This is a genomic window from Massilia sp. KIM (genome assembly GCF_002007115.1).
Lineage (GTDB): Bacteria > Pseudomonadota > Gammaproteobacteria > Burkholderiales > Burkholderiaceae_D > Telluria.
In genome coordinates, this window is sequence record NZ_MVAD01000002.1 from 1 (window position 1) to 17,120 (window position 17,120).

Annotated in this window: 17 protein-coding genes and 1 rRNA gene; 12 read left to right on the forward strand and 6 right to left on the reverse strand. The window is 67.3% G+C overall.

Annotated features, from left to right (window positions below):
• Positions 1-41: 41 nt before the first annotated feature.
• Positions 42-154, forward strand: a 5S ribosomal RNA gene (gene rrf / locus B0920_RS14770).
• Between the two features lie 84 nt (positions 155-238).
• Here the strand turns inward: rrf and B0920_RS14775 are convergent.
• Entirely contained in the window at positions 239-1,123 is an 885-nt protein-coding gene (locus B0920_RS14775; RefSeq protein ID WP_078033426.1) for an alpha/beta hydrolase, read from the reverse strand.
• Positions 1,120-1,983 carry a subclass B3 metallo-beta-lactamase gene (bla, locus tag B0920_RS14780; RefSeq protein ID WP_078033427.1) on the reverse strand — a complete coding sequence of 288 codons (864 nt, stop codon included), beginning with the start codon at positions 1,981-1,983 and terminating at the stop codon, positions 1,120-1,122. The genes B0920_RS14775 and bla overlap by 4 nt, the downstream gene beginning before the upstream one ends.
• Before the next feature lie 148 nt (positions 1,984-2,131).
• Between bla and B0920_RS14785 the strand changes: the two genes are divergently transcribed.
• Both B0920_RS14785 and B0920_RS14790 read left to right on the forward strand, forming a co-directional pair.
• On the forward strand, positions 2,132-3,247 hold the full coding sequence (locus B0920_RS14785) for a sensor histidine kinase (protein ID WP_078033428.1): 1,116 nt from the start codon (positions 2,132-2,134) through the stop codon (positions 3,245-3,247).
• A gap of 3 nt (positions 3,248-3,250) precedes the next feature.
• Complete coding sequence (locus tag B0920_RS14790) at positions 3,251-3,997, forward strand: LytTR family DNA-binding domain-containing protein (RefSeq protein WP_078033429.1); 747 nt, start codon at positions 3,251-3,253, stop codon at positions 3,995-3,997.
• A gap of 6 nt (positions 3,998-4,003) precedes the next feature.
• On the opposite strand, the gene B0920_RS14795 is transcribed toward B0920_RS14790, so the two are convergent.
• The gene (locus tag B0920_RS14795; protein ID WP_078033430.1) at positions 4,004-4,876 is read right to left on the reverse strand and encodes an aldo/keto reductase family oxidoreductase; all 873 of its coding nucleotides are present in this window, start codon (positions 4,874-4,876) and stop codon (positions 4,004-4,006) included.
• Between the two features lie 118 nt (positions 4,877-4,994).
• On the opposite strand from B0920_RS14795, the gene B0920_RS14800 reads away from it, so the two are divergent.
• The 7 genes from B0920_RS14800 (at position 4,995) to B0920_RS14830 (ending at position 11,283) form a co-directional block, all read left to right on the forward strand.
• Positions 4,995-5,924: a LysR family transcriptional regulator gene (locus B0920_RS14800; RefSeq protein ID WP_078033431.1), complete on the forward strand. Its 930-nt coding sequence runs from the start codon at positions 4,995-4,997 to the stop codon at positions 5,922-5,924.
• A gap of 21 nt (positions 5,925-5,945) precedes the next feature.
• Positions 5,946-6,635, forward strand: a complete 690-nt coding sequence (locus B0920_RS14805; RefSeq protein WP_078033432.1) for a response regulator transcription factor — start codon at positions 5,946-5,948, stop codon at positions 6,633-6,635.
• Positions 6,622-7,884 (forward strand): HAMP domain-containing sensor histidine kinase, encoded by a 1,263-nt coding sequence (locus tag B0920_RS14810; RefSeq protein WP_078033433.1) that lies wholly within the window; start codon positions 6,622-6,624, stop codon positions 7,882-7,884. Before B0920_RS14805 ends, B0920_RS14810 begins: the two co-directional genes overlap by 14 nt.
• A gap of 115 nt (positions 7,885-7,999) precedes the next feature.
• Complete coding sequence (locus B0920_RS14815) at positions 8,000-9,640, forward strand: phosphoethanolamine transferase (protein WP_267873376.1); 1,641 nt, start codon at positions 8,000-8,002, stop codon at positions 9,638-9,640.
• A gap of 1 nt (position 9,641) precedes the next feature.
• Positions 9,642-10,400, forward strand: a complete 759-nt coding sequence (locus B0920_RS14820; RefSeq protein WP_078033435.1) for a phosphatase PAP2 family protein — start codon at positions 9,642-9,644, stop codon at positions 10,398-10,400.
• 9 nt (positions 10,401-10,409) lie between these two features.
• A complete protein-coding gene (locus tag B0920_RS14825) occupies positions 10,410-10,913 on the forward strand; it encodes a hypothetical protein (RefSeq protein ID WP_078033436.1) in 504 nt (167 codons plus the stop codon).
• Between the two features lie 88 nt (positions 10,914-11,001).
• A complete protein-coding gene (locus B0920_RS14830) occupies positions 11,002-11,283 on the forward strand; it encodes a hypothetical protein (RefSeq protein WP_078033437.1) in 282 nt (93 codons plus the stop codon).
• 7 nt (positions 11,284-11,290) lie between these two features.
• Here the strand turns inward: B0920_RS14830 and B0920_RS14835 are convergent, their stop codons facing one another.
• Positions 11,291-12,733 (reverse strand): DHA2 family efflux MFS transporter permease subunit, encoded by a 1,443-nt coding sequence (locus tag B0920_RS14835; protein ID WP_078033438.1) that lies wholly within the window; start codon positions 12,731-12,733, stop codon positions 11,291-11,293.
• Between the two features lie 109 nt (positions 12,734-12,842).
• Positions 12,843-13,397, reverse strand: a complete 555-nt coding sequence (locus B0920_RS14840) for an acyloxyacyl hydrolase (protein WP_078033439.1) — start codon at positions 13,395-13,397, stop codon at positions 12,843-12,845.
• 137 nt (positions 13,398-13,534) lie between these two features.
• Here B0920_RS14840 and B0920_RS14845 point away from each other — a divergent pair, with 137 nt between their 5' ends.
• Both B0920_RS14845 and B0920_RS14850 read left to right on the forward strand, forming a co-directional pair.
• Complete coding sequence (locus B0920_RS14845; RefSeq protein WP_078033440.1) at positions 13,535-14,236, forward strand: suppressor of fused domain protein; 702 nt, start codon at positions 13,535-13,537, stop codon at positions 14,234-14,236.
• On the forward strand, positions 14,236-15,132 hold the full coding sequence (locus B0920_RS14850; protein ID WP_078033441.1) for an NAD(P)-dependent oxidoreductase: 897 nt from the start codon (positions 14,236-14,238) through the stop codon (positions 15,130-15,132). The genes B0920_RS14845 and B0920_RS14850 overlap by 1 nt, the downstream gene beginning before the upstream one ends.
• Positions 15,133-15,926: 794 nt before the next feature.
• Here B0920_RS14850 and B0920_RS14855 read toward each other — a convergent pair.
• Positions 15,927-17,120: a M20 aminoacylase family protein gene (locus tag B0920_RS14855; RefSeq protein ID WP_078033442.1), complete on the reverse strand. Its 1,194-nt coding sequence runs from the start codon at positions 17,118-17,120 to the stop codon at positions 15,927-15,929.

Genomic DNA, 17,120 nt, shown 5'->3' on the forward strand with positions numbered 1-17,120 from the left:
CAGAGCCGTAGCGAAAACCGCTGCGACTCGTACAAGTTATGCCTGATGACCATAGCAAGTCGGTCCCACCCCTTCCCATCCCGAACAGGACCGTGAAACGACTTTGCGCCGATGATAGTGCTGCAACCAGTGTGAAAGTAGGTTATCGTCAGGCTAGTTATAAGAAAAAGCCCGCTCAGTGATCTGAGCGGGCTCTTTGCTTTGTGCGGCCGGAACGCAATGTGCGGCCCGGGCGCCATCAACGCTTCTTGAGATAGCCCCGCAGCCCGTGGGTCAGCACTAGCGGAAAGACGCTCGCGTGATCTTCGCCCTGGAATACGCTGAGCCGCGTCGACAAGCCGCGGTATTTCCGTGCCCTGAGGTTCGCATCGAACTCGCGCAGGTCGGCCACCATATCGGCCGTCTCTTCCGCGCGTGAACGCTTCTCTCCAGGCGCCAGGGTCTCCAGGCCGCCGATCCCGAAGAAGACCGAGGCCGGCATATCGCGCCGCCGCTGCGCATACTCCTTCTCGCGATCGAACAGCACTCCACCGTCGAACCAGAGCGAGGGACTGCCCAGAATGTAGTGCTCGAAGGTCTCCGGACGGCTCAGCAGGAGTTGCAGCCCCAACAGGCTTCCGTACGAATGACCGACAAAGATCTTGCGCCGCATGTCGGCGCGGTAGGTCGATGCGATCAAGGGGAAGACCTCGGCCGCGATGAACCGCCCGTAGGCATCGGCTTCTCCGAAGGCCACCGGACGCCCCCGCATGTCGGACTTATAGTCGTTCACGCGGGGCACGCTCGGCGTATAGTCGCGACGCCGGCTGTAGACACCGGTATCGCCCTTGGCGTACGACAGCCCGACGACGATCGCCTCCTCGAACCCGGCGTGCTTCGTCAGCCGCTGCGCGATGCTTCGCGCAATCGGAAAGCCGTAATTGGCATCGGTGACGAAGAGCACCGGGTAGCGTCGGTCCGAGACGCCATAAGATTCCGGAAGAGCGACATAGACTTCGTAGTCCCGCTTAAGCTCCCGTGCATGCACGGCGCGCACCTCCGTGCCCTCGAGCACATAGGGCGTCGCCGCTCCAGCGCAGCCGGCCAGGCCGCACACCAGGGCCAGCATGGCGATGCGCTTCACGGCTGCGCCTCCTCGGCCCGCAATGTCCGGGCCAGTCGTTCCCGCCCTTTCGCGGCATAGTTCGTGCACGCCTGGCGATCGATGAAGGCCGCATTGCCCAGGCGCGCCTGCTCGGCCTTGCGCTCCCACAGGCTGCTGGCCTCGGGATGCCCTGTCACCAGAATGTCGCAGGGGAGCGCTGCCACGATGCCGATCGACTTCTGCAGATCCGCCACCGCGTCCGGATAGCCGGGATTCCTGCTGAAGCGCCGGCCATCGGCGGCGATTCCGTTCAGGCTGTCGGCGAACACCAGGCTCGCCGTGCGCCCGCCTTCCGTCGATTGCCAGGTCCAGCTGGTCGAACCCTTTGCATGCCCCGGCGTAAAGCGCGCCGTGACGGCCAGCGGCCCAAGCTTGATCACTTCGCCGTCCACCACCGCACGGGTCTTGCGAATCGGCGTCATGGGATCGAGGGAGGGGAACTGCGGATCGCCCTGGTCTGGCTGTCCGCTGCCGACGACTCTCACGTTCTCCGGGCTGCCCAGCACCGTGGCGCCACTCAATTTCTGCAGCTCGGCGATACCGCCCGCATGGTCGAAGTGCTCATGCGTGTTGAGGATGTAGCGGATGTCCTCGACCTTGAAGCCCAGCTTGCGGACGTGCTCCGCGATCTGCTTGCCGGAGCCTGTCGGTCCGCCGTCGATCAGGATATGACCTGCGGGGGAAGTGATCAGCACGGAGGAAATGCCGCGCGTGCCCACGTACCAGCTATTGCCGTACAGGGCGAAGGGTTCCTGGGGAGCGCTCCAGTCGTTGGCGTCGGCGGCGGCGCTGGCGGCGCCGAGCGCGATGGCGACGGCGAGACGGGTGATGTCGTTCATGATGGATGGTCGTCCTGAAGTTGAGACAGGACGATTCTGCAACCCCTCGCGCGGCGCCGATGCAGCCGGGGGACGAAACCCCGGTTCGGCGTGACGAAGACGCCCTCCCTGAAGGATTGGCCCATGTAGCCGCTGCTATACTTTTCCGATGAATCCACGCGTCGACATCGCATCCACGGCCCGTCCACTTCCCGCCGTGGCGCACACCGTGGCCTGGACAGTGCTGCTGTGGGCCGCCATCAGCGCCCTGGGCGCCCTGCAGACCTACAGCGACAACCTGCGCGTGGGCATCGACAGCCACTATCCGGCGCTGCTCGTGACCTGGTTCGTCGAATACGCCGCGCCGCTGATCGTCCTCAGCGCCGGCCTGCACCTGGCACTGGTGCGCTGGCCCGGCCTGATCGCCCGTCCGCGCCACGTCCTCCTCCTCTTCATCGCCCTCGTCCTGGTCTTCCAGCCGGCGCAATGGACTTACATGGCCTGGCTGCGCGGCTACCTCGCCATCGACAGCCTGGAAGACGTGCGCCAGTTGCTGCTCAAGATGCTGCTGGTCGGCTGGTTCTCGACCACCGGCACCTTCGCCGCGATCCTCGCCATCCATTACTGGCGCCAGGGCAGGGAGCGCGAGCTGGCCTGGCAGCGCAGCCAGACCGACATGCTCAACCTGCGCCTGGCTTTGGAAGAGCAGCGCATGCTCGCCCTGCGCGCCCAGTTCGAGCCGCACTTCCTGTTCAATGCCTTGAACGCGATCAGCGCCCTGGTGCGCGACGGCGACCGGCCGCTGGCCCTGGCGGGCATCGGCCGCCTGAGCGACCTGTTGCGCTACGCCCTCAGCGCCAGCATGCGCAATACCGTCACCCTGGCCGCCGAGCTCCAGTTCGTGCGCGACTACCTCGACCTGCAGCGCCTGCGCTACGGCGACCGCCTGCAGGTGAGAATCGAAGGCGAAGGCGGCTACCTGTACGACACAGCGTGTCCGCCCCTGCTGCTGCAACCGCTGATCGAAAACGCCTTGCGCCACGACCTCGATTGCCGCGCAGGCCCAAGCGACATCCTCTTGTCCTTTGCCCAGGAAGGCGACACGGTCGTGGTGCGCGTCACCAACCCGGTCGGCCTGCATGCCAGCCCCAATCCTGGCGCGGGGCTGGGCCTGGCCAACACGCGCGAGCGGCTGCGCCTGACGAGCCCCGGCGCCAGCCTTGCCGCCGGCCGCGAGGGCGAGCGCTTCGTCGCTGAGGTGCGCCTGCCCATGGAGGCGGAGTAGGCCATGACGGTGCGCTACCTGATCGTCGACGACGAGGCTCCCGGCAGGACCAACCTGCGCCTCGCGCTGGCCGAGCATCCCCACTGGCAGCTGGTGGCGGAATGCGAGAGCACGGCCAGCGCGCGCGCCGTGCTGGCGCAGCGCGAGGCCGACGTGATCTTCCTCGACATCCAGATGCCGGGCGAATCGGGCCTGGTCCTGGCGCGCGAGATCAGCCGCCTGCGCGAGCCGCCGTTGATCGTGTTCGTCACCGCCTACAGCGAGCACGCGGTCGACGCGTTTGAAGTGCATGCGCTGGACTACCTGCTCAAGCCCCTGAGCGACGCCCGCCTGGCGCAGACGGTCGAGCGCATCGGGGCGATGCTGGCACAGCGCCAGCGCGAAGCCTATGGGGCGGCCCTGCGCGATTACGTCGGCGCCGCCCAGCCGGTGGAGCGCATCAGCGTGCGTTCCGTGGGCCGCATCGAGCAGGTGCGCGTCGGCGACATCCTGTGGATCGAATCGGCGGGCAACTACGTCGAGCTGCACCTGGCGGGGCGCAGCGTCCTGCACCGCATCGCCCTGAACCGCTTCGAAGCCATGCTGCCCCCCGGCGACTTCCTGCGCGTCCACCGTGGCGCCATCGTCAGGACCAGCCAGATCGGCAGCGTGGCCGTAACCGGCGACGGCACCTACCAGCTCACCCTGCGCTGCGGCGCGACGGTGGCCGTCAGCGAGCGCTACCTGACCGCGCTGAAGGCGGCGATGTAAGGTCCGTCAGGCCTGGCCAGCGATGCGCTCCAGCGCGTCCAGCGCTTCCGCGTCCAGCGTCAGCTCAACCGCCTGCAGGTTCTCGCGCAGGTGCTCCACCGACGAAGTCCCGGGAATCAGCAGGATGTTCGGCGAGCGCTGGATCAGCCAGGCGATCGCCACCTGCATCGGTGTCGCTTCCAGCCGGGCCGCAACCCCCGACAGCACTTCCGACTGCAGCGGATTGAAGCCGCCCAAGGGAAGGAACGGAACGTAGGGAAGGCCGGCAGCGGCCAAGGTGTCGATCAGCGGATCATCATGGCGGTGCACCAGGTTGTACATGTTCTGAACGCAGGCGATCGGCAGGATGCGCTGCGCTTCCTCGACCTGGCGCGCGGTCACATTGCTCAGCCCCACGTGGCGGATCAGGCCTCGCTCGCGCAATTCGGCGAGCGCCGTGAGCTGTTCCTCGATCGAGCCTTCCGCCGGCTTGAACACGTCGAGCATGCTGCGGAAGTTGACCACTTCCAGCGAATCCAGCCTGAGGTTGCGCAGGTTGTCGTGCACCGCCCGCTCCAGCTCCGCCCCCGACATCGCCGGCAGCCAGGCGCCCTGCGCGTTGCGCCGCGCGCCGATCTTGGTGACGATCAGCAGTTCGTCCGGGTAGGGGTGCAGGGCCTCGCGGATCAGCTGGTTGGTGACGTGGGGACCGTAGAAGTCCGAGGTGTCGATGTGATCCACGCCCAGCGCGACCGCCTCGCGCAGCACGGCGCGCGCCGCTTCCGGGTTCCTGGGCGGTCCGAAGACCCCTGGGCCGGCCAATTGCATGGCGCCGTAGCCGATGCGGCGCACGAGGCGCCCGCCGAGTTGATATTTGCCTGCCTTGTCGATGTTTGCCATGATGTTTCTCCTTGTTGAACAGTGAGCTCATGATCGGCCGGCACGGGGCGTAAGACAATCCGGTATAGTTCGGACGGGTTGTACGTTTTCCCGAACAATTCATCGGAGGCTCATCAGCATGAAAGTCGATCTCGGCGATCTGTCCGCCTTCGTCGCCGTCGCGCGGGCAGGTGGCTTCAGGGAAGCGGCGCGCGTGACGAACGGCAGTGCCTCGGGACTGAGTGACGCCGTCCGCCGCCTCGAAACGCGGCTCGGCGTCCGCCTGCTCAACCGCACCACACGCAGCGTCGTGCCGACCGAGGCTGGGAGCAGCCTTCTGGCCCGGCTCGATCCTGTGCTCTCGGAGGTCGACAGCGCCCTTGACGTCGTGAATGGCTTTCGCGACACCCCGACCGGGACGCTCCGCCTGAACGTCCCGATGAGCGCCGCCAAGCTGGTGCTTCCGAGGATTCTGCCGCCCTTTTTTGCCGCCTATCCGGAAATACGTGTCGAAGTGGTGGGCGAGGAGAGCTTCGTCGACGTCCTGGCCGCAGGTTGCGACGCCGGCATCCGCTACGACGAGCGCCTCGAACAGGACATGATCGCGGTGCCCATCGGACCACGATCGCAACGCCTTGCCGCCGCCGCGTCGCCCGCCTATCTGGCGCGCCACGGCAGGCCCCGGCATCCGCGCGAGCTGCTCGGCCACGCCTGCCTGAAGGCGCGCTTCGCGAGCGGCAAGCCGATCGACTGGTTCTTCGAGCGCGAGGGTGAGACCGTCACCATCGAGCCTTCCGGCCCCCTCCAGGTGCAGGTCGGGAGCGCACTCGACCTGATGATCGATTGCGCCGCCGGCGGCGCCGGCATCGTCTTCCTATTCGAGGACTGGCTGCGCCCCTACATGGCGCGCGGCCAGCTCGAACCGGTGCTGGAAGAGTGGTGGCCCAGCTTTTCCGGTCCTTTCCTGTACTACCCCGGACGCCGGCTGCTTCCTGCCCCGCTGCGGGCCTTCGTCGATTTCATCAAGAACAACCCCTGGCCGGAAGCGGCGCCCGCAGCAGGCGCGTAAAGACCGCTTTACAATAGCCCGATGCGCATCCTGATCGTTGAAGACCACCCCGACATCCTGGCCAATCTCTACGGCTTCTTCGAGCCCAAGGGCCACGTCCTCGATTCCGCCCGCAATGGCTATGGCGGCCTGGCCCTGGCGTCGGAAAACGACTATGACGTCATCATCCTGGACGTCATGCTCCCCGGCCTGAACGGCCTGGAGCTGTGCCACAAGCTGCGCAACGAGCTCGGAAAGCACACGCCGGTCCTGATGCTCACCGCGCGCGACAGCCTGCCGGACAAGGTGGCCGGCTTCGACAGCGGCGCCGACGATTACCTGGTCAAGCCCTTCTCGCTGGTCGAGCTGGAGGTGCGCCTGAAAGCCCTGGTGCGCCGCTCCGCCGGCGCGCACGGCGCCAGCAGCACCCTGCGCTTCGGTGAACTCAGCTACGACCCCGAGACCCAGGAGGCATCGCGCGCCGGGGTGCCGGTCACGCTCACCAAGACCGGCTACATCCTGCTGCGCACCCTGATCGCGGCCGCGCCCCGCATCGTCACCCGCGAAACCCTCGAACATGCCGTCTGGGGCGATGACCGTCCGGACAGCGACGCCCTGCGCACCCATATTCACGCGCTGCGCCAGGCAATCGACAAACCCTTCGCCGCCCCGATGCTGCATACGGTCGCGGGCGTCGGCTACAAGCTGGTGCAGCCCGATGCGCCGCGCTGAATCCCTGAAACGGCGCATCCTCGGCGCCTTCCTGCTGTTCGGATTCGTGTCCTCGGTGTTCTTTGCCGTGATCTTTGCGGTGGCGGTGGAGGGGATCGAGGTGCACCTGGTCGACAACCGCCTGAGCGCCGCCGCGGCCTGGGCCGTGCCGCGCCAGGCCGCCGGTCTGGGCGTCGACATGCCGGCCGGCCTGCGCTTCCACCGCAATGCCGACATTCCGGCGCCGCTCAGGGGCCTGGAGGACGGCGTGCACAAGGTCGACGTCGAAGACACGCGCCTGCACGTGCTGGCCGGCCACGACGCCCTCGGCCGCTGGGTGGTGGTCGACCACGAGAGCGATTACGACAAGATCGAGGTGGTGGTGTATTCGATGTACGCGCTCAGCTTCGGCGGCTTCCTGCTGTTCGCCGCCGTGCTCGGCCGCTTCCTCGGCAAGCGCGTCGCCAACCCGGTGCGGGCGCTGGCCGACTCGGTCGGCGCCGAGCGCCAGCCGCTGGAACTGACCGAGCGCCCCGATGAGCTGGGCGTGCTGGCGCGCGCCCTGGAAACCCATACCCGCGAGCTGCGCGCCGTGCTGGACCGCGAACGCTATTTCACGGGCGACGTCAGCCACGAGCTGCGCAGTCCGCTGACCGTGATCATGGGCGCGGCCGAGATCCTGATGGACCCGGCCCATCCCGCCGCCGTGCGCGCCCCGGCCGAACGCATCTACCGCGCGGCGCGCGAGGCGGCCGAGTGCGTGACCGTGCTCCTGATGCTGGCGCGGGCGCCCGAGCTCAAGGCCCAGCCCCTGGTCGCCGTCGACGACATCGCCAGCGAGGAAGTGGAGCGCTACCGCCACCTGGTCGAACACAAGCCGGTGGCCATGCGCTACCTCGAGTGCGAAGGCTTCACGGTGCAGGCCCCGCGCGAGCTGTGCGCGGCGGCGATCGGCAACCTGGTGCGCAACGCCTGCCAGTACACCGAACAAGGCGAGGTCGCGGTGACGGTGGCGCGCGGGCGCGTGGTGGTCGAAGACACCGGCCCCGGACTGCCGCCGGCGGTCCAGGCCACGCTGGGGCAGGGCGGGGCGGTGCGCTCGACAGGCTCCTCGGGCACCGGCCTGGGCCTGGCGCTGGCGCGCCGCATCTGCGACTACCTGCACGCCGGCTTCGAGTACGAAGCGCGGCCCGGCGGCGGCAGCCGATTCACCATCACCTTCCCCTCGTCCGCCGCCTCGCCCGCGGCGACGCCCGCGCTCGCCGTGTGACGCGGTCCGCTTAACGCTGTCTTAACGCGGCGTTGACGCGCCGATGACACCCCCACCGCTATCGTGAGCAGCTAAGGCAGCCGCGCCTGGCTGCCCCTCACGATGGTGGACACAGTTGGACAGAATCATCTCCCCGCGCATCAGCGCTCCCATGCTCATCCTCACGGTCTCGCTGCTGCTCGCGACGACCGGCAACATCAAGTTCTGGTCGACCTTCCTGCATGCGGCGGGCGGCGTCTCGCCGGCGCAGTTGCCGCTGCTGGCGGGCGCCTTCCTGATCGTGCTCCTGTTCTTCAACGCGCTGCTCACGCTGGCGAGCTTTCGCTGGATCGCCAAGCCCCTCCTGATCGCCTTGCTGCTGAGCGCTTCCTTCGCCAGCTATTTCATCCTCAAATACGGCATCGTGATCGACAAGGCCATGATCCAGAACCTGTTCGAGACCGATACGCGCGAAGCGGGCGAGCTGCTGAGCGGGAAGCTGGCGCTCTGGGTCGGCGCGCTCGGCGTGCTGCCTTCCCTCTACGTGGCGCGCGCCCGCATCAGCTTCCCGCAAGGCCTGCGGGGCATCCTGCGCCGCTCCGGCATCGCCGCCGGCTCGCTGGCGCTGGCGGCCCTGCTGCTGGTTCTGCTGTTCAAGAGCCTGGCGCCGACCCTGCGCGAGCACCGCGAACTGCGCTACCTGCTCACGCCGACCAACTACATCCAGGCCCTGCACGGCTACCTGCGCAGCAAGTGGAGCAAGCCGGCCGCCATCGCCCCGCTCGGGCGCGACGCGGTCAAGGGCAAGGCGTGGGCCGGCCAGGCGCGCAAGACCGTGACCGTGATCGTGGTCGGCGAAACCGCGCGCGCCCAGAATTTCTCGCTCAACGGCTATGCCCGCGAGACCAATCCGATGCTGGCGCGCGTGCCGGGCCTGGTCAACTTCACCAACGTGCAGTCCTGCGGCACCGCGACGGCAGTGTCGGTGCCCTGCGTGTTCTCGGCCATGGGGCGTGAACGCTACGACAGCGACAAGGCGCATCACCAGGAGGGCCTGCTCGACGTGCTCAAGCACGCCGGCTTTCGCGTGGTCTGGATCGACAACAACTCGGGCTGCAAGGACACCTGCAAGCGCGTCGAGTTCCTCGACGTCTCCACGCCGTCCCCGGGCGCGCCGCACTGCGCCGGCGACGAATGCTATGACGAGCACCTGCTCGACGGCCTGCCCGAGTTGATCCGCTCCAGCGACCGCGACCTGGTGGTGGTGCTGCACCAGAAGGGCAGCCACGGACCGGCCTATGCGAAGCGCTACCCGGCCGGCTTCGGACGCTTCGGGCCGGTGTGCGACTCCAACGACTTCGAGAAGTGCTCGCGCGAGTCCATCCGTGACGCCTACGACAACACGATTCTCTATACCGACAGCTTCCTGGCTGGCACGATTTCCCTGCTGCGCACGACCGCCGAGAGCGAAGGGCGGGACACCGCGATGCTGTACTTCTCCGACCATGGCGAATCGCTCGGCGAAGGCAACATGTACCTGCACGGCGCGCCCTGGCTGTTCGCGCCGAAGGAGCAGACCCAGGTGCCGATGATGCTGTGGATGTCGGAAGGTTTCAGCGAACGCTTCGGCATCGACCGCACCTGCCTGGCGGCGCGCCGCCAGCAGCCGCTCTCGCACGACAACGTGTTCCATTCCGTGCTCGGCATGCTGGACGTCGACACCGCCGTGCTCAATCCGAAGCTGGACCTGTTCCACGCCTGCATCCGCGGTTCCTGAGATGCGCACGCCACGCTTGCTGAACGCCCAGGCCGCGACCTGGACCATCGCCCTGCTGTGCGCCAGCGCGCCGCTCATCTACTGGCTGGGCGCCTGCACCGGGGTCGACCTGTGGCTGGCGGACGCCATGTTCGACCACGCGCGCGGCGTCTTCCCCTGGCGTCACGCCTGGCTGGCCGAGACCTTCAACCACCGCATCCTCAAGGCCGCGCTGACGGCGGCGGCGGTGGCGCTGATCGGCGCCGCCCTGGTGGACGCGGTCCGGCCGCTGCGCAGGCTCGGCATGGCGGGCCGACTGCGCCTGCGCGTGATCGCGCTGTCCGCCGCCTGCGTGCCGCTGGCCATCAGCCTGCTCAAGCAGCACAGCAGCTCCCACTGCCCCTGGGACCTGGCGCGCTATGGCGGCGACGCGCCCTACCTGCGCATCTTCGAGGCGCTGCCGCCCGGCGTGTCGCCCGGCCACTGCCTTCCGGCCGGCCATGCGTCCAGCGCCCTGTGGCTGGTGGCGCTGGCGGTCCTATGGCTGCCGGCCTCGCCGCGCAAGGCCTCGCTGGCAGGAGGCGCAGCGCTGGCCTTCGGCCTGGGCGTCGGCTGGCTGCAGCAGCTGCGCGGGGCCCACTTCCTGACCCATACCCTGTGGTCGATGTGGATCGCCTGCGCCATCGTCCTCGCCCTGGTGCTGCTGGTGCAGGGAAGGGCGCGCTGCCGGCAGGCGGGCGCCGGGCACTGCGACGCTATACTGGACGGATCGCCACCATGAGGATCATCCATGCGCACCGCAACTGCCATCGTCCTTGCCACGGCGCCGCTCCTTGCCGTCGCCGCGGAATCGCCCACCGCCGCCGTCGCGGCCCTGTGGAAGAGCCTGAGCCATGCGCCCGGCGCGGCGGCCGACGTGGCGCGGCTCGAGGCCCTGTTCCGGCCGGACGCCATCGTCGCCGGCGGCGTCTATCGCCAGGACCAGCCCAGCTTCTCCAGCATGAAGGCGGCCAGCTTCATTGACGCCCAGCGCGCCCCGCGTCCGGACGGCTTCCATGAATGCGAGGTGGCGCGCGAAGTGCGCCAGTACGACCGCTTCGCCAGCGTTTACAGCGTGGTCGAGAGCCGGCGCGATCCCAAGGCCGCCAAGGCCGATTTCACCGGCGTGAACAGCATCCAGCTGTATCGCGGCGCCGATGGCTGGAAGATCGTCTCGCTCTACTACCATGTCGAAAAGCCCGGGCTGCCGATCCCGCTCGAAGGCGGCAAGATGGGCGTCTGCCTCGGCGCATAAGTCCCGGCGCGCGGGCTTGCCCCGCATCAGCGCGCGGCGATGCGCCTTGCGGCACCATGCCGTGGTGACCAACCACCGGAGGACCGCCATGGAAGACACCGTCGAGAAGGCAGGGATGCGCGACAAGCTGATGGAGCCGATGCAGGCGATCGTCGAGCGCAAGCGCGCCGAGTTGATGCCGCTGCTGCAGGGCGGCGCCGGAGGCGCACAGGCGGCCTTGCGCAACGACGAATGCGTGCGCAAGGTGGCGCAGTTCTGCTATCCGCTGCTGCCCGGCCTGGTGCGCCTGGCGGTCAAGGAACCGACCTTCGTCGACTTCGTCCTGAACAACCGCGAGAAGCTGCTCGCGCGCCTGGCCGCCCCGGCCTGAGCGCCCTTTACTCCGTGGTCGCGGCCACCGGCGCGCTGTGCACCGCCTGGGCCTGGCCACGGCTGATGCTGTCGCCGTCGTCGCGGCGCAGGCGGCGGAAGATGAAGGCCGACAGCACGGTCAGCACCGCCAGCGTGGCGAAACCGTGGTGCAGGGCGCGCGTCACCTGCGCCTGGTCGGTCTGGGGCACGCCGCCCAGGAACCAGGCCGTCACGATCGACCCGGCCGCCAGGCCGAAGCTCATCGACAACTGCTGGAAGGAACTCGAGATGGTGCTCGCCATGCTCGAATCCTTCTGGTCGATGTCGGCGTAGGCCAGGGTGTTCATGCTGGAAAACTGCAGCGAATTGAAGAAGCCCTGCATCAGCCCGATGGCCACGATGAGCGGCACCGGCGTGCCCGGGCCGACCAGCGTGAACAGGGCGATGGTGATGCCGATGCAGATCGTGTTCACCACCAGCACCTGGCGGTAGCCGAAGCGCCCCAGCAGCCTGGAGGCGAACAGCTTCATGCCCATCGCCGCCAGCGCCGCCGGCATCATCAACAGGCCCGACTGCCAGGCCGGCAGGCCCAGTCCGAGCTGGTAGAGCAGGGGCAGCAGGAAGGGCAGGCCGCCCACGCCGAGCCGGGTGATGAAACCGCCCAGCACCGCGATGCGGAAGGTGCGCACCTTGAGCAGGGCCAGGCGCAGCAGCGGGTGCTCGGTGCGGCTCGCGTGCCAGGCGTAGGCCGCCAGCAGGGCCGCCGACAGCGCGAACAGCAGTCCGGCCGTCAGCGGCGCCAGCGTGTGCTCGCCGAACACCTCCAGCAGCCAGGACAGGATCGCGGTGCCGCTGCTGAACAGGATCAGGCCGGGCACGTCGAGCGGACGGCGCTCCTCGCCCTGGTAGTCGGGCATGTGGCGCCACACGAAGTACAGGGCCAGCAGGCCGACCGGCACGTTGACGAAGAAGATCACGCGCCACGAGGTCCAGTGCACGATCAGCCCGCCCACCGTCGGGCCGAGCAGGGGGCCGATGAGGGCCGGGATGATCACGAAGTTCATCGCCCCCAGCAGTTCGTTCTTGGGGAAGGTGCGCACGATGGCCAGGCGCCCGACCGGCATCATCATCGCCCCGCCCAGGCCCTGCAGCAGGCGCGCCGCCGTCATCATGCCGGCGTTCACCGACAGGCCGCACAGCACCGAGGACAGGGTGAAGATGGCGATGGCGATGAAGAACACCCGCCTGGTGCCGAAGCGGTCGGCCATCCAGCCGCTCACCGGAATGCCCACGGCCAGGCCGAGGATGTAGCTGGTGACGACCGACTTGAGGCTGAGCGGCGTGACGCCGAGGCTGGACGCGATGCTGGGAATCGCCGTATTGACGATGGTGGCGTCGAGCTGCTCCATGAACAGGGCAGTGGCGACGAGCCAGGGAAGATAGCGCTTCAGGGTGTCGGATGGGGTCAATCGTGCCTCGGCAACAATGCGCGCCGCTGCGGGCGGGTCAGGACGATTGTGTCATAAATCGCGGCAGGCCCGCGCCACGCGCGAGCCGCCGCGGAAGGAGCGGGAACGCTCAGAAACGGTAAGCGGCGCGCGCGATCACCCAGTTGGCGCCGGCGTTCGGGCTCTTGATGCTGCCGTTCGAGTAGTGCTGGAAGCGCAGGCTCATGTCCCACTTCTGGGTGGTGTAGCCCACGCCCACGTGGTCGGCGAACTGGAAGGCGGTCGACAGTTCCTTATCCTCGTTCTTGTACAGCTTCGAGAACACGCTGATGCCGATGCCGGCCTCGCCATACCAGCCCAGCTTGTCGTCCGCCTGGTAGCGGAACACCGGGGTGAAGCCGATCACGCCGATGTTCTTGTTCTGGCCCGGCACGTTGCGGTAGGCCTCGAGGCGCCACACGGCGACGTTGGCGTCCCAGTAGCCCGACAGGTGGCGGCCGTTGGAGGAGAACCAGCGCTTGTCCCAGTCGGACTGGACGGCGACGCGGGCGAATTTCTGCTGCGGGTTGGTGCCGTACTCGAAGGAGACGGAATCGATCAGGCCGTCGGCGGCATGGCCCGCCTGGGCGAACAGGGCGGCGGTCAGGGCCGCCAGCGTTGCGCCGATATGTTTCTTGTTAATCATGTTGTTTCTTTCGAAAGGGGAGCGTAAATATTGTGCAGTGCGCTATTGTACAAGTGAGAACAATACCGTGCTGGCGGCCACCTTGTTATGCGACGAAGGTATGATAGGGACCCGCCGAAACTGAACTTTTATCCAACATGGCCGAACCCACCATCACTCCTCTGTACCCCCTCGCCGCCCCCATGCAGCGCCAGCAAGAACCCGTCGCGCTGCCGCATGACCCTGTCGGCGAGCACATTGCCGCCCACCTGGGGGCGCCGGCCATGTTCTTCCATGACACGGTGGCTGATCCGGTCCAGGTCGACATCCATGTAATTCCGGCCGGGCCGCAGTATCCCTACCTGCGCCTGGTCACCTCGGGCATGAGCCAGCGCGCCATGACCGTGCCGGAAGGTGCGCCGCCCTATGCCGAGCTGATGATGTCGCTGCCGGCGGACTGGAAGCTGGACGAGGAATCGGTCAAGGACGAGCGCTGGTACTGGCCGGTCGCGCTGCTGCGCCACCTGGCCCACTATCCGCACCAGCAGGCGACCTGGCTGGGCCTGGGCCACTCGGTGCCGAACGGCAGCCCGGCCAAGCCCTATGCCTCCGGCGTCAAGTTCACCGGCGCCATCCTGCTGCCGCCGGTCTCGGCGCCCGAGCCCTTCCAATCGGTGACGGTGGAGGGCAAGGATGTGTATTTCCATTGCGTGGTGCCGCTGTACCAGGAAGAACTCGACCTCGCGCGCCGCCGCGGCTTCCCCGAGCTGTTGGACAGGTTCAACGACAAGAACGTGACCGACGTGGTGGTGCCTGACCGCGTCAACACGGCCAAGAAGAAGTTCCTCGGTTTGTTCTGATGGACAAGCCCCTCATCGCTTTCCTCGGCATCGGCCTGATGGGCGCGCCGATGGCTGCGCGTCTGGTGGCGGCCGGGTATTCGGTGCGGGTGTGGAACCGGACCCATGCCAAGGCCGAGGCCCTGCGCGCACAGGGCGCCGAGCCGCATGCCGATCTCTCCAGCGCGGTGCGCGGGGCCGGGGTCGTGATCTCGATGCTGGAGGCGGGGCCGGTGGTGGGGGAGGTGATCGAGGCCGCGCTGCCGTCGCTGGCGCCAGGCCTGCTGTGGATCGACATGAGTTCGACGCGGCAGGACGAGGCGGCAAGCTTCCATGCGAAGCTGTCGGCGGCGGGCTGCCGCTTCCTCGATGCGCCGGTCTCCGGCGGCGTGGGTGGGGCACAGAGCGGGCAGCTGGCGATCATGGCTGGCGGCGCGCAGGGCGACTTCGACGAAGCGCTTCCCCTGCTGCAAGCGATGGGCACGCCGCGCCTGGTCGGGCCGGTGGGCAGCGGACAGGTGGCCAAGCTATGCAACCAGCTGATCGTCGGGGCGACCCTGAACGTGGTGGCTGAGGCCTTGTTGCTGGCGCAGGCCGCCGGGGCCGATCCGGTGCAGGTGCGCGAGGCGATTCGCGGCGGGTTTGCCGGAAGCCGGATTCTCGAAGTGCATGGCCAGCGCATGCTGGATAGGAACTTCGTAGCGGGCGGGCAGGTGAAAAGCCAGCTCAAGGACCTTCACAACGTGCTGGCGGCGGCGGGCGCGGCGGACCTGAGCTTGCCGGTGACCGAGCTGGTGACTAGGCAGTACGCATCGATCGCCGGAGATTTGTCGCAGGCAGATCACGCGGCGGCGTTGATTGCGTTGGAGAGGATAAATCGGGGCTTGCGCTTGGGGGATGGGCCTGATCAGATGTGAGACGCATTTGTCACGGCTCATCAAGCCTTTGCACCGCAGTGCTGCAGCATCAGCACCTCAGTCCCGCAGCATCAGCACGTCAGTCCGGCAGCTTCAGCACGTCAGTCCGGCAGCCCCAGCACGTCATTCCGGCGAAGGCCGGAATCCAAGTTTGCAAGCACGACCTCAACGCTACGAACTTGGGCACCGGCCTTCGCCGGTGCGACGGTCTTGAGCCTAGCGAAGAAAGCGTGCGTTATCGCTGAGCCGTGAAAATAACACGTGAGTCTCGCAACATCAGCACGTCAGTCCCGTAGCATCAAAACGTCAGTCCCGCAGCCCCAGCACGTCATTCCGGCGAAGGCCGGAATCCAAGTTTGCAAGCACGACCTCAACGCTACGAACTTGGGCACCGGCCTTCGCCGGTGCGACGGTCTTGAGGTTAGCGAAGAAAGCACGCGTTATCGCTAAGCCGCGAAAGTAACACGTGAGTCCCGCAACATCAGCACGTCAGTCCCGCAGCATCAGAACGTCAGTCCCGCAGCATCAGCACGTCAGTCCGGCTGCTCAGCACGTCAGTCCGGCAGCCCCAGCACGTCATTCCGGCGAAGGCCGGAATCCAAGTGTGCAAGCACTACCTCAACGCTACGAACTTGGGCACCGGCCTTCGCGGGTGCGACGGTCTTGGGGTTGGCGAAGAAAACGCGCGTTATCGCTCAGTGAGCAATTTGGGCCCCCGCCTGCGCGGGGGCGACGTCTCGACGGTACGCGCTTCCTTGCAGCGTAAGGGTATTGCGTTGGCTGCTGACCCGAGACTACGCCGCCGGCAAACTCATCTCCACCAACCTGACCCAATAACTGGCCCCGATCGGCAAGAGATTGTCGTTGAAGTCATAACTGCCGTTATGCAGCTGGCAGGGCCCCAGCCCATGCCCGCCGGCCCGGTGTTCGCCCTCGCCATTCCCGATGAACACATAGCACCCTGGCTTCGCCTGCAGCATGAAAGCGAAATCCTCCGCCCCCATGGTCGGCTCGACATCCGTGTCGACCCGATCCGCGCCGACCACCGCGCGCATCGCCTCGACCGCGAAGGCCGTCTGCTCCGCATGGTTCACCAGCGGAGGATAGTTGCGCTTGAAGTTGAACTCCACGCTGGCCCCGAAGCCCGCCGCCACGCCGGCCGCGATCTCGTTCATGCGCCGCTCGATCAGGTCCAGCACCCCGGTGGTGAAGGTGCGCACCGTGCCGATCAGCACCGCTTCGTCCGGAATCACATTGGTGGCGCTGCCCGCATGGATCTGGGTGATCGACAGCACCGCCGTATCCAGCGGGTTCTTTTCGCGCGAGATGATGGTCTGCCAGGCCTGGGCGATCTGCACCGCCACCATCACCGGGTCGATGCCGCGGTGCGGCTGGGCCGCATGCGCGCCCTTGCCGCGCACCACGACGCGGAACTCGTTACTGGAGGCCATCATCGGCCCCGCCACCACGCCGAAGCTGCCCTCGGGAATGCCGGGCCAGTTGTGCATGCCGTACACCGCTTCCATCGGGAACTGTTCGAACAGCCCGTCGTCCATCATGCGCTTGGCCCCGCCGCCGCCTTCCTCGGCCGGCTGGAAGATCAGGTAGACCGTGCCGTCGAAATTGCGGTGCTGCGAAAGATGGTGCGCCGCGCCCAGCAGCATGGCGGTGTGGCCGTCGTGCCCGCAGGCGTGCATCTTGCCCGGATGGCGCGAGGCATGGGGGAAGCCGTTCAGCTCCTGCATCGGCAGCGCGTCCATGTCGGCACGCAGGCCGATGGCGCGATTCGAACTGCCGTTCTTGATGATGCCGACCACGCCGGTGACGCCCAGGCCGCGCACGATGGGAATGCCCCAGGCCGTCAGGCGCTCGGCCACCAGGTCGGCGGTGCGCACCTCTTCGTAGCACAGCTCCGGATGGGCGTGCAAGTCGCGGCGGATAGCCTGCAACTCGGTCTGGAAAGCGAGGATGTTGTCCACTAACTTCAT